The organism is Streptomyces sp. NPDC051180, assembly GCF_040689545.1.
Taxonomy (GTDB): Bacteria; Actinomycetota; Actinomycetes; order Streptomycetales; family Streptomycetaceae; genus Streptomyces.
In genome coordinates, this window is the sequence record NZ_JBFBBC010000003.1 from 493,091 (window position 1) to 505,322 (window position 12,232).

Here is a 12,232-nt window from a genome sequence, read left to right on the forward strand (position 1 = left end):
GCGCGGGTCAGGGCCACCGGACACAATGGGCCGGTGCGGTATCTCATCCTCGGCACCACCGAGGCCCTTCGGCCCGACGGCACCCCCCTCCCCCTCGGCGGCGCGCGGCTGCGCGCGCTGCTGGCCGCGCTGGCGCTGCGCGGCGGACGGGCCGCGTCCGTCACCGAACTCGCCGACGACGTGTACGGCGACGAGCCGCCGCTCGACACCCCAGCCGCCCTCCAGGCCCTGGTCGGACGCCTCCGCCGGGTCGTCGGCAGGGAGGCCGTCGCCTCCACCCCCGGCCCCGGCTACCGGCTCGTCGCCGGACCCGACGACGTCGACCTGTACGTCTTCGAGCGCCTGGCCCGGGACGCGGGCACCCGCCTCGACGCCGGCGACCCCGACGCCGCGGCCGCCCTCCTCCGGGAGGCCCTCGCGCTCTTCCGCGGCCCCGCGCTGGCCGACCTGCCCGAACCGGCCGGCGTCCGGCCCGAGGCCCAGCGGCTCGCGGCCCTGCGCCGGCGCGTCGAGGCCGACCTGCGGCGGGGCGCCACGGACGGGCTCGTACCGGAACTGTCCGAGCTGACCACCACCCACCCGTACGACGAGACCTTCCACGCCCAGCTCATCCGCGCCCTGCGGGCCGAGGGCCGCCAGGCCGACGCCCTCACCGCGTACGAGTCGGCCCGCCGCACCCTCGCCGACGGCCTCGGCGCCGACCCCGGCCCCGAACTCGCCGCGCTCCACCACGAACTCCTCGCCGGAGCGGCTCCGGCCGAGGGCGGCCCCGCACAGGTCCCGCCGCCCGCGGACACACCCCCGGCGCCCCACGCCACCGCGCCCGCCCGGCCCAAGGCCGACCCCGCGCGCGGCAACATCCGCCCCCGGCTGACCTCCTTCGTCGGCCGCGAGCCGGAACTCGCCGCCCTCCACGCGGACCTGGGCCGCTCGCGCCTCGTCACGCTCACCGGACCCGGCGGCTCGGGCAAGACGCGGCTCGCGGAGGAGGCCGCGCTCCGGGCCGTCGGGCCGGCCGCCTGGATCGCCGAGCTCGCCCCGCTGGACGACCCCGACGCACTGCCCGGCGCGGTGCTCTCGGCGCTCCGCCTCCGGGAGATCAACCTGATCACCCGCGACGGCGCGCCCCTCCAGGACGACCCGGTGGTCCACCTCGTGGAGCACCTGTCCCGCCGTCCGCTGCTGCTGGTCCTGGACAACTGCGAGCACGTCGTCGACGCGGCCGCCGCACTCGCCGAGACCCTCCTGACCCGCTGCCCGCGGCTGCGGATCCTCGCCACCAGCCGCGAACCCCTCGGCGTCCCCGGCGAGTCGGTCCGGCCCGTGGAGCCGCTCCCGCCCGACCCGGCCCACCGGCTGTTCGCCGAGCGGGCCCGCGCGGTGCGCCCGTCGTTCGACCCCGTGCGGGACGGCGTCGCGGTGGACGAGATCTGCCGCCGCCTGGACGGACTGCCGCTCGCCATCGAGCTGGCCGCCGCCCGCCTCAGGCTGCTCACCCCGCGCCAGATCGCCGACCGCCTCGACGACCGGTTCCGGCTGCTCACCTCGGGCTCCCGCACGGTCCTGCCCCGCCAGCAGACCCTGCGCGCCGTCGTCGACTGGTCCTGGGACCTGCTCGACGCGGACGAGCGCACCCTCCTCCGCCAGGTCTCGGTCTTCGCCGGCGGCTGGGACCTGGCCGCCGCGGAGGCCCTCTCCCCGCACGCCGCAGACTCCCTGGGCGCCCTGGTCGACAAGTCCCTCGTGGTCGCCACACCCGTCGACGGCGGCGAGATGCGCTACCGCCTCCTGGAGACCATCCACGAGTACGCCTCCGAGCGCGCAGCCGAGACCCCCGGGACGCGCGCGGCGGCCGAGGCCGTCCACACCGCCCACTTCACGGCGTTCGCCGAGGCCGCCGAGCCCAGGCTGCGGTCCGGGGAGCAGCTGCCCTGGATCGAGCGGATCGAGCGCGACCTCGACAACATCCGCGCCGCCCTGCACCGCACCCTCCTCACCGCCCCGGACGAGGCCGCCGCCCACCGGCTGGTCTTCGCCATGGGCTGGTTCTGGTGGCTGCGCAACTACCGTCCCGAGGGCCTGGCCTGGGCCGAGCGCGCGCTCGCGCTGGGCGAGGACCCGGACGATCCGGCCGACCCCCGGTACTGGCCGCGCATGCAGCTGCGGATGCTGTACTTCTTCCTCGCCGTCGAGAACCACGCGGCCAGTGAGTTCCGCGACGACCCCGAGCTCTCGGACGTGGTGAGTCGGGTCCGTGCCGCGTTCGGCACGGACCCGGGCCCCGAGGCGGCCCGCTTCCCCGGTCTGCTCTGGCCGTTCACCGCGTACCTCACCGAGGACCCGGCCACGATCCGCGCCATGCTGGACGCCTCCGTCGCCAACTGCCGTCGCCACGGGGGCGACTGGGAGGTCGGCGTCACCCTGATGTTCCGGACGCACATGGTCGTCGACATGCCCGGCGACCTGCCGGGGGTCGACGACGACCTGGCGGAGCTCCGCGTCCTGGCCCGGAGCGTCGGCGACCGCTGGATGGGGGCGCAGATCGCGAGCGCGGCGGCCGAGGCCCACATGATGCGCGGCCGCCACGAGGAGGCGGGTGCGGCGTACGACGAGGCTCTCGGTCTCGCCCGCGAGGTCGGGGCGCACGCCGAGAGCCCGTTCCTCCTCGCGCGGATCGCCGAACTCGCCTTTCACCGCGGGGACATGGACGCCGCCGAGAAGGGCCTCGCGGAGGCCGAGGCGGAGGCCGAGCGCTACCACGTCGAGGACTCCCGCACGTTCGTCGGCTTCCTGCGCGCCGCCATCGCGCTCCAGCGGGGCGAGTTCGCCAAGGCCCGCGTCCTGCTGGAGGAGGCCCGCCGGCGGGTCACGGTCGGGACCCCGCCCACGCACTTCACGGCCGCGGTGAGCGGCCTCACCGCCCTCGTCGAGGCGTACGAGGGCAAGGGCGCCGAGGCCGTCGCCCACGCCGTCTCCGCGCTGCGGGTCGCACGGGACGGCCAGTGCGCGAACCTCGTGTACGCGGCGCTCGGCGAGGGCGTCGCCCTCACCCTGGCCGAGGCGGGTGAAACCGCCCTCGCCGTGACGGTCCTGGCCGCCGTCGACGTCTGGCGCCGCGACATACCCCGCTCGGTCCCGCAGCGCCGGGACGCCGAGTCCGTGCGGGCGAGGGGCCTCGCCGCCCTCGGCGCGCCCGGTCTCGCCGCCGCCCGCGCGGCCGGCGCGGGGCTCGACGTCGACGCCGTCCTCGCCCTCGTCGAGCGCCCCCGTGACGGGCTCAGGAGCAGCTGATCCGGGAGTCCGCCCAGTCGGCGACCGCCGCCCGCCCGAACGGCGTGTGGTCCTCCACGACGAGCCGGAGGGTGCTGCGGCCGGAGATGTCGACGTGGACGGGGACGGGCGGATCGCCAGCCCGCACGACGTCGGAGCGCCACAGCCGCTCGCCGTCGCCGTAGACGGAGAAGCGGACGCCGCCGACGCCGAGGAGGGCGCTCAGGTCGTCGATGCCGACGACCGCGTCGTAGGCCGTGCACGGCCGGTTGAGGTCGACCAGCAGCGAGGACGGCGCGTGGACGCTCACGCCGTGCGCGTACGTGGTGCCCCCGAGGGAGAGTCCGCGCCGCGGCCACATCCAGCTGCTGTCCGAGAGGGACACCTCGGGCTCGGTGCCGTCGCCGAGGACGCCGTACCGCAGTTCGTCGACCCGGTAGACGGTCGGCGGCGCGGGCTTCGGCGGGGGTGTCGGCTTCGGCGAGGGCGTCTCGGGCGCCGACGTCGGACGGGGTGTCGGCGTGGGCTTCGGCTTCGGTTTCGGGACGGGCTTCGGCGGGGGAGCCGGCTTCGGCGTGGGCTTCGCCGGCGTCGGCGTCGGCTCGGGCGCCGGCGGCTCGGACCGCACGGGCGTCGGCGGGGGTACGGGCGTGGGCGCGGCCCTCGGCGGCGGCGCGGGGGCGGGCGGCACCACGGGGGTGACGACCGGCGGCGCCGGTGCGGGCGCGGCCACCGGCCGGGGGTCGCCGGCCATGGCCCAGACGAGTCCGGCGGCCGCGGCGACCGCCATGGCCGCGGCGATGCCCGCCTTCGCGGGTACGCCGAGCCCCTCGGCGGCGGCCCCGCCCGCGGCCGCGCCCCCGGAGGAGCCGGAGGCCGCGGCCGCCGCGCCGGCGCCGGCCGCGCCGACGGCGCCGCCCGCGACGACACCGGCCGCCTTGAGCGAGTAGCCGGCGGCGAACCAGCCGATGACGGCGACCGGCAGCAGCGCGGGGATCCCGGCGTTCACCTGGGCGAGCTCACCGGCGGCGAGCCGGCACTTGGCGCACTCGTCGAGGTGCTTGCGCAGGCCGCGCTCGGCCCGCATCCGCAGCCCGCCGCGCGCATAGGCGCCGAGCCGGTCCGCGTAGCGGGCGCAGTCGCCGCCCGCCGTCAGCGACTGGCTGACGTGGGCCTGCAGGTACGCCTGCTTGAGGCCCTCGCGGGCCCTGCTGGCGAGGACCGCCGTCGCGTTGGCGGTCAGACCGAAGAGCGGGGCGACGTCGCTCGGCGACTCCTCCTCGACGGTGGTGTGCCACAGCACGGCCTGCCAGCGCTCGGGCAGCGACCGGAACGCCTGCAGGGCGAGGGACCGCTCGGCCTCGTGCATGGCGCGGACGTCCGCGCCGAGGTCCATCGTGTCCTGGTCGGACACCTCGGAGGAGCGGGCGGCCTCGGCCGCGAAGACGGCGAAGTCCTCGACGAGGTGCTCGCGCTTCTGGGTCCTGGCCCAGTGCGCCGCGACACGCCGGACGGTGGTCATCAGGTAGGCGCGCACGGCCTGTTCGGGGCCGGCCCCGCCCCGGACGGCCTGGAGGGTGCGGGCGAACACCTCGGCCGTCAGGTCGTCGGCGGTGTGCGCGTCCCGGCAGCAGGTCCTGGCGTACCGCCGGACGGCGTCGGAGTGGCGGCGGAAGAGCTCCTCGTACGCGGAGTCGTCGCCCTCCCGCATGAGCTGGACGAGCTCCGGGTCGGACGGCGGCAGCGCGAGGGGCGGCGGAAGCACGCCCTCGGACCCGTCGTCGTCCTGCTCGGGGAACCCTGCTCCGGCGTCGGCCTCGGGAACGCCGGGGGATCCCGCGCCCGCCGGGGCGATCGACCCGGACGGCTTGCCCTCCCGCTGCTGCGGCACACTCGCCTCGAACCGGCCGAGCCGGTCGGTGCGCACGGTGCCGTGGCCTCCGGGGCCGCCCTGGCTCGGCACCTGACGGGAGCTCTGCCCTCCGGACTCCGGGCCGTCACCGTCGCCCAGCGGTTCGTCCCGACCGTCACCGCTCATCGCGGAAGCCCCCGTACGCACGCCCAGACCCGAACACCGGGCAAGACTGCCACAGAGCGCGGGCACGCCGAGGCGCCGCGTCCACTTACCACTCGTCCGGGCAGACTTCGGGTATCCGGGCGTAACCGATCACACGTTCGTGTCATGCTCGTTGGTCCGCCCGGACCACGAAACAGCCGTCTCCCCAGGGGCCCCGGAGAAGACCGCGGGACCTACCGGGAGCGCAGGCCCTCCAGCAGGATGTCGAGCAGCCGGGCCGAGGCGGCCGCCTGCTGCACCGCGTCCGGCAGCGCCGGAGCGGCCGTGGCGATCACGAGGAGGACGTCCGCCACGGTCACGTCCGTCCGCAGCTCACCCGCCTCGCGGGCCCGGTCGACGAGCCGTCCGACGACCTCCAGCAGCTCCGCCGCTCCCGCGTCGTCCCGCTCGTCCGCCGGCACGTCGCGCGGCACGACCGCGCGCGCGTCGCCCTGCTCGGCCACACCCCGCTGGTACGGCACACGGGCCACGCCGTCACCGCCGTCGGCGACGACGGGAAGCACCGAGGGCTCGTCCACGCCCACCCGCAGCACCTGCGGCGGGAGCAGCCGCCCCGCGCCCGAGGCCACCGAGGTCCGAAGGAACCGGGAGAGCGCCGACCACGGCTCCTCCTCCTGCCCCAGCGCGGCCCGCGCCTGCTCGGTCAGCCGGGAGGTCTCCTCCTCGGCTATCCGGCGCACCAGCACGTCCTTGCTCGGGAAGCGGCGGTACACGGTGCCGACGCCGACCCGGGCGCGGCGCGCCACGTCCTCCATCGGAGCCCCGTAGCCGAGCTCGCCGAAGACCTCGCGCGCGGCACGCAGGACGTGCTCCAGATTGCGCTGGGCGTCCACGCGCAGCGGCGCGGACCTGGCGTGGGACGGCAGCGTCCCGTTGCGCGGCTCGGAGGCAGCGCCCCCCGAGCCGTGGCCGTCGTCGACGATCGCCGTCGCGGCGCCCGACTGCCATCGCGAATCCTGAATCTGCATAAGCGTTCCCCCGCTCATGATGTCTCCCCCCGGAGACTCCCCGCCCTGACACGGGGTTTCCGGCCGATCAGCGCTTCGGTCCACGCGCTCCGGTCCGACACCCCGACGAGGTACGAACATAGTTGAGTCCGGGTCAATTCAGAAGGGGAAGTTCCGTACGGTGCGCCCCCCGATCGGAGCAAGGCCCGGAACACTCCCGATTCCGACCCCTCGACGGCCCCGCCCGACCCGCCCTGACCTGCACCGATCGCCCCGCACCCGCGCTCCGCGCCACCCCGCGCCTCCGTACCCCTCCGGTCACACAATTTGCCGAGGCTGTGGACAAACAACGGACGGGGGTGCGTCATGGGACAGTGACCGAACCTGCGCGCATTCTCGTGGTCGGCGGTGGCTACGTCGGCATGTACACCGCGCTGCGCCTCCAGCGGCAGCTCAGGGCCGAGCTGAGAGCCGGCGCCGCCGAGATCGTGGTGGTCACGCCCGAGCCCTACATGACGTACCAGCCGTTCCTGCCCGAGGCCGCGGCCGGCTCCATCTCGCCGCGGCACGTCGTCGTGCCGCTCCGCCGGGTCCTCGACCGCTGCCGGATCGTCATCGGCGAGGTCAGGTCGGTCGACCACGCCAAGCGGACCGCGACCCTCGCCACCCTCGCCACCGAGGAGGAGGGCACCGGAACGACCGAGCTCACCTACGACGAACTGGTCATCGCGCCCGGCTCCGTCTCCCGCACCCTCCCGGTCCCCGGCCTCGCCGACCACGGCATCGGCTTCAAGACCGTCGAGGAGGCCATCGGCCTGCGCAACCACGTCATCGAGCAGATGGACATCGCCTCCTCCACCCGCGACCCCGCGATCCGCGACGCCGCCCTCACCTTCGTCTTCGTCGGCGGCGGCTACGCGGGCGTGGAGGCCCTCGCCGAGCTGGAGGACATGGCCCGCTACACCGCGCGGTACTACCACAACATCAAGCCGGAGGACCTGCGCTGGGTCCTCGTCGAGGCATCGGACCGCATCCTCCCCGAGGTCGGCGCCGAGATGGGCCGGTACGCCATCCGCGAGCTGCGCGGCCGGAACATCGACGTACGCCTGGAGACCCGCCTCGACTCCTGCGAGGACCGGGTCGCCGTGCTCAGCGACGGCACCCGGCTGCCCACCCGCACCGTCGTGTGGACCGCCGGCGTGAAGCCCGCACCCGTCCTCGCCGCCACCGACCTGCCCCTGAACGAACGCGGCCGGCTCCGCTGCACCGCCGAACTCGCCGTCGACGGCGTCGCCCACGCCTGGGCCGCCGGCGACGCCGCGGCCGTCCCCGACGTGACCGCGGAGGAAGCCGGCAGGGAATGCGCCCCCAACGCCCAGCACGCCGTCCGCCAGGCCAAGGTCCTCGCGGAGAACATCGCGGCCTCCCTCCGGGGCCGGCCGCTCACCCGGTACGCGCACGCGTACGTCGGCTCGGTCGCCTCCCTCGGCCTCCACAAGGGAGTCGCCCACGTCTACGGACGCAAGCTCAAGGGATATCCGGCCTGGTTCATGCACCGCGCCTACCATCTCAGCCGGGTCCCGACCTTCAACCGCAAGGCCCGGGTCCTCGCCGAATGGACCCTGTCCGGCCTGTTCAAACGGGAGATCGTCTCCCTCGGATCGCTGGAACACCCCCGCGCCGAATTCGAACTCGCCGCGGCTCCGCCGCCCGACCCCGGCGACAAGCCGTCGTCCTGACATCACTGTCAGTGCACTCGTCCACACTGGACGTGTGACCATAGGTGGGCTCACACCTGCACAGCGTGACTCTGCACGGCACCGACACCACGAGGCATACAGATCCGTGAACTTCACCCGTTGGAGCGCCCGGCTCCCCGGCACGCAGCGCCGCGCGGCGCGGGGGACCGAAGGCTCCGTGCCCGCCGCCCGCGGTGAGTACGGGCAGCAGCTGGAGCACCTCGCCGCCGACATCGCCGCGGCCGCCGACGTCCCCGCCCTGGAGGACTTCTCCGTCCGGGAGCTCCTGGGCCGGCTCCCCGGCCTGGTCGCTCTCGTCTACGGCCCTGACCACCGCGTCGCGTACGTCAACGACGCCTACGCCGCCGCGTTCGGGCCCCGGCCGGCCGGCGCCACCGTCGCCGACACCTGCCCGGAGGCCGAGGAGCTCGGCCTGCTGCCCCTCATGGACCAGGTCCTGCGCAGCGGCAAGCCCCGCACGGTCAAGTCCCGCCGCACCCAGGACGGCGGGTCGTACACGGTCACCTGCCTGCCCGTGGACAGCCCGCACCTCGACGGCGGCGGCGTCCTCGTCCACGCCGCCGACGTCACCGACCACGCCGAGGCCGCCGAGCGGCTGCGGGCCAGCGAGCGCCGCCACCGGGAGACCGCCGTCACCCTCCAGCGCTCCCTGCTCCCGCAGGACCTCGAACAACCCGACGACCTGCGGATCGCCGCCACCTACCAGCCCGGCGGCACCGACGCGGCCGTCGGCGGCGACTGGTACGACGTGATCACCCTCGGGGCCGGCCGCACCGCGCTCGTCATCGGCGACGTGATGGGCCGCGGCGTGCGCGCCGCCGCCGTCATGGGCCAGCTCCGCACCGCCGTCCGGGCCTACGCGCGCCTCGACCTGCCCCCGCACGAGGTGCTCCAGCTCCTCGACGGGCTCGCCGCCGAGATCGACGCCAGCCAGATCGCCACCTGCGTCTACGCGATCCACGACCCCAGCGAGGGCAAGCTCGTCTACGCCTCCGCGGGCCACCTCCCGATCCTCGTCCGGGACGAGGACGGCACCGTCCGCCGCGCCGAGGACCCCACCGGACCGCCGCTCGGCACCGGCGGCTGGCTGCACGCCTCCGGCTCCATCGCCCTGCCGCCCGGCTCCACCGCCGTCCTCTACACCGACGGCCTGGTCGAACGCCGCCGCGAGGACATCGACGAGGGCGTCGCCGCACTGGCCCGCGCCCTCTCCGGAGCCAGCGGCACCCCGCAGGTCGTCTGCGACCGGCTGCTGCGCTCCCTGGGAGTCACCGCCGAGCACGACGACGACGTGGCCGTCCTCGTCGTCCAGCACCCCTCCCGCGAGGGGACCGACGCCGAGCTCTTCCACAACGCGGCCCTGGAACTCCTCGGCGGCGTGGAAGCCGCGCCCCGCGCGCGTGCCTTCGCCTCCGGAGTCCTGTCGAGCTGGCGCTTCCCGGTCGAACTCCGCGACCTGGGCGTCCTCGCCACCAGCGAGCTCGTCGCCAACTCCCTCCAGCACGGCACCCCGCCCATGCGGCTGCGGCTGCGCCGCACCGACCGCCGCCTGATCATCGAGGTCACCGACGGGGACGACCACCTCCCGCGCCGCCGCAGGGCGGAGACGGAGGACGAGGCGGGTCGCGGGATCTCGATCATCGCGACGATCGCCTCGTCCTGGGGCAGCCGCCGCACACCGGGCGGCGGCAAAGCGGTCTGGTGCGAGTTCGCCCTCCCCGACCGCGTGGTCAAGGAGGGCGATTTCTAGCGGGTGCACCGGTGGCCGCGCTTCAGGGGGTGTCTAGGCGGCCGCCTCGACCTTCCGCTCCGGCCGGTGCCGGGCGACGACCTTCGACGGCTTCGCCGACGCGAGCGACGGCTGGTTCTGCTCGGGCGTCAGCCGTCGGCCGAGCCGGACGGCCAGGAAGGTGATGCCGAGCGAGAAGAGCACGAACGTCACGATGTACGGACCGTGCAGCGCGGCCCCCATGGGCCCGCCCACAGCCGGGCCCACGGCCAGCGCCAGCTGCTTGACCAGTGCGAACGCCGAGTTGTACTGCCCGACCATCGACTCCGGGGCCAGGTCGGCCACCAGCGGCGCCACGGTCGGCGACAGCATCGCCTCGCCGAGCCCGAACAGCGCGTACGTGGAGACGAACGCCGCCGTCGCCATCGCCTGGCTGCCGTGCCCCAGACCCGCGTACCCGGCGATCAGCCACGCCACGGTCCAGATCAGACCCACGGCCGCGATCACCCGGGTGCGCTTGCGGCGCTCGACGAACCGCAGCACGAGGAACTGCGCGGCCACGATCACCGCCGTGTTGGCGGCCAGCGCGATCCCGAGCGTCGACGGCTGGATGCCGGCCGCCTCCGTGCCGTACGCCGCGAGACCCGACTCGAACTGTCCGTAGCAGGCGAAGAAGAGGACGAACCCCAGCACGCACAGCTGCACCATCGCCTTGTGCCCGAGCAGCGCGCGCACGCCGCCGCCCTTGCCGCCCTCGGAGGGACGGGCGCCCTGGAACGCGGGGGAGCCCGGCATCCGCACGGTCCCCACGATCGCCGCCAGGACCAGGAACATCGCCGCCTCGATCGAGAACAGCAGGATGAAGCTGCCCGGACGGCTCGTGTCGACCAGCAGACCGCCGATCAGACCGCCGACGCCCAGCCCCAGGTTCTGCAGGAAGAACTGCATCGCGAAGGCCCGGGTCCGGCCGACCGGGGTCGAGCACCAGACGATCATCGTCGCGAGGGCCGGCTGCAGCACCGCGGTACCCGCACCCAGCAGCGCCGCGGCCCCCACGGCCGCCGGCACGCTGGACGCGAAGCCCATCGCCACCGCGCCCACGGCCGCGACCACCGAGGCCACCAGCAGCACGGGCACCGGCCCGCGACGGTCGATGGCCCGCCCGCTGAAGGGCAGCACCACCAGTGCGGCCATGGCGAAGACCGCCAGGACGATGCCCGCCGTCGCCGCACCCAGATCCCGCACCTGGGCGACGTACACATAGAGGTACGGCACCGTGAAGCCGAGTCCGAACGCGCTCAGCGCGCTGCCTGCCTGAATCCGGCGCATGGCTGCGCCCCTCGCCTCGGTCACACTCACCCACTTCGGTCGCAGGTTCAGAGGTGTAGCCCTGAACCTTGAAGACTTCAACACTAAAGTTAACGGCTTAACAGTACACACCGAAGGACTTCAACGCCAACGGGTCCCGTGGGATACTCGCCGCATGTCCGACACCACTGAGCGGTCCGGCCAGCAGGCCCCCCAGGAGCCGAGCCTCGACGAGCAGATCGCCGCCTACCAGCGCGAGTTCCGCGACCTCGACCCCCAGGTCGAGAAGGTCGTCTCCGCGCTCGGCCGGCTGAACCGCCGCATGAACGTGGCGTACGGTCGCCAGCTCTCGGACCTCGGCATCAGCAACGCCGAGTGGGAGGTCCTCAAGACCCTCGTCCTCGCCGGCGAGCCCTACCGCCTGGGCCCCGGCGAGCTCGCCAAGCGCCTCGGCCTCACTCCGGCCGCCATGACCCACCGGATCGACCGGATGGCGGGAGAGGGCCTGGTCACCCGCGACCGCGACGAGAACAACCGCGTCCGCGTGATCGTCGAGCTGACCGACGAGGGCCGTTCCAAGTGGCTGGAGGCCATGCGCATGGCCACCGCCTTCGAGGAGGACCTCCTCCAGGACCTCACCGCCGAGGAGCGGGGCATCCTCGGCGAGGTCCTCATCCGGCTCCTCCGCCGTGTCGAGCTCACCCAGCCCGACGCCGGCGGCCGCCTCAAGGACCTCGACTGACCCCTTCGGAGGGGGGTTGACACGCCTCCACCGGATGCGTAGTGTTCTCCGAGTTGTCGCCGAGCCGGAACGGTTCTCCGACAGCCACTCCCGCCGCTGATGCGGCACCTCTACTCAGTACGAACTCCCCACCGGGACGAATTTCGGCATGCCGAAATTCATTTCGAAAGTCTCGATTATGAGGCGCCGGGGAAATCCGCTAGAGTTTGAGACGTCGGAACGGCCCAACAGCCGGAAAGACAAACCCCGCTGACTGGGAATCAGACGCCGAAAGGATCTGATAGAGTCGGAACCGCCGGAAGGGCCCGGAGCGAAAGCAAAAGGGACCGGAAAGCACCGAGGAAATCGGATCGGAAAGATCTGATAGAGTCGGAAACGAAGGAAGCGCCCGGAGGGCCT

At 74.3% G+C, this 12,232-nt stretch carries 7 protein-coding genes; 4 read left to right on the top strand and 3 right to left on the bottom strand.

All coding sequences use genetic code 11. The annotated features are described in order from the left end of the window. The first annotated feature begins 33 nt into the window (after window positions 1-33). Window positions 34-3,291 carry a BTAD domain-containing putative transcriptional regulator gene (locus AB0424_RS09040; RefSeq protein ID WP_366303344.1) on the top strand — a complete coding sequence of 1,086 codons (3,258 nt, stop codon included), beginning with the start codon at window positions 34-36 and terminating at the stop codon, window positions 3,289-3,291. On the opposite strand, the gene AB0424_RS09045 is transcribed toward AB0424_RS09040, so the two are convergent. Together AB0424_RS09045 and AB0424_RS09050 are read right to left on the bottom strand one after the other, a co-directional pair. Then, window positions 3,278-5,308 (bottom strand): sigma-70 family RNA polymerase sigma factor, encoded by a 2,031-nt coding sequence (locus AB0424_RS09045; RefSeq protein ID WP_366303346.1) that lies wholly within the window; start codon window positions 5,306-5,308, stop codon window positions 3,278-3,280. The two genes, AB0424_RS09040 and AB0424_RS09045, sit on opposite strands and share 14 nt — an antisense overlap. 212 nt (window positions 5,309-5,520) lie before the next feature. Further along, the gene (locus tag AB0424_RS09050; RefSeq protein ID WP_366303348.1) at window positions 5,521-6,315 is read right to left on the bottom strand and encodes a helix-turn-helix domain-containing protein; all 795 of its coding nucleotides are present in this window, start codon (window positions 6,313-6,315) and stop codon (window positions 5,521-5,523) included. A 353-nt stretch (window positions 6,316-6,668) separates the two neighbouring features. Here AB0424_RS09050 and AB0424_RS09055 point away from each other — a divergent pair, with 353 nt between their 5' ends. Both AB0424_RS09055 and AB0424_RS09060 read left to right on the top strand, forming a co-directional pair. After that, window positions 6,669-8,033 (top strand): NAD(P)/FAD-dependent oxidoreductase, encoded by a 1,365-nt coding sequence (locus AB0424_RS09055; protein WP_366303350.1) that lies wholly within the window; start codon window positions 6,669-6,671, stop codon window positions 8,031-8,033. Window positions 8,034-8,139: 106 nt separating this feature from the next. Continuing rightward, complete coding sequence (locus tag AB0424_RS09060; protein ID WP_366303352.1) at window positions 8,140-9,804, top strand: SpoIIE family protein phosphatase; 1,665 nt, start codon at window positions 8,140-8,142, stop codon at window positions 9,802-9,804. A gap of 33 nt (window positions 9,805-9,837) precedes the next feature. Here the strand turns inward: AB0424_RS09060 and AB0424_RS09065 are convergent, their stop codons facing one another. Beyond that, the gene (locus AB0424_RS09065) at window positions 9,838-11,112 is read right to left on the bottom strand and encodes an MFS transporter (RefSeq protein ID WP_366303354.1); all 1,275 of its coding nucleotides are present in this window, start codon (window positions 11,110-11,112) and stop codon (window positions 9,838-9,840) included. A gap of 154 nt (window positions 11,113-11,266) precedes the next feature. Between AB0424_RS09065 and AB0424_RS09070 the strand changes: the two genes are divergently transcribed. After that, the gene (locus AB0424_RS09070; protein ID WP_366303355.1) at window positions 11,267-11,833 is read left to right on the top strand and encodes a MarR family transcriptional regulator; all 567 of its coding nucleotides are present in this window, start codon (window positions 11,267-11,269) and stop codon (window positions 11,831-11,833) included. Window positions 11,834-12,232 lie beyond the last annotated feature (399 nt).

Excerpts from the sequence above, each read along its gene's own strand:
- AB0424_RS09070 (WP_366303355.1), top strand. The coding sequence starts at position 11,267 with ATGTCCGACACCACTGAGCGGTCCGGCCAGCAGGCCCCCCAGGAGCCG.
- AB0424_RS09045 (WP_366303346.1), bottom strand. The coding sequence starts at position 5,308 with ATGAGCGGTGACGGTCGGGACGAACCGCTGGGCGACGGTGACGGCCCG.
- AB0424_RS09065 (WP_366303354.1), bottom strand. The coding sequence starts at position 11,112 with ATGCGCCGGATTCAGGCAGGCAGCGCGCTGAGCGCGTTCGGACTCGGC.
- AB0424_RS09050 (WP_366303348.1), bottom strand. The coding sequence starts at position 6,315 with ATGCAGATTCAGGATTCGCGATGGCAGTCGGGCGCCGCGACGGCGATC.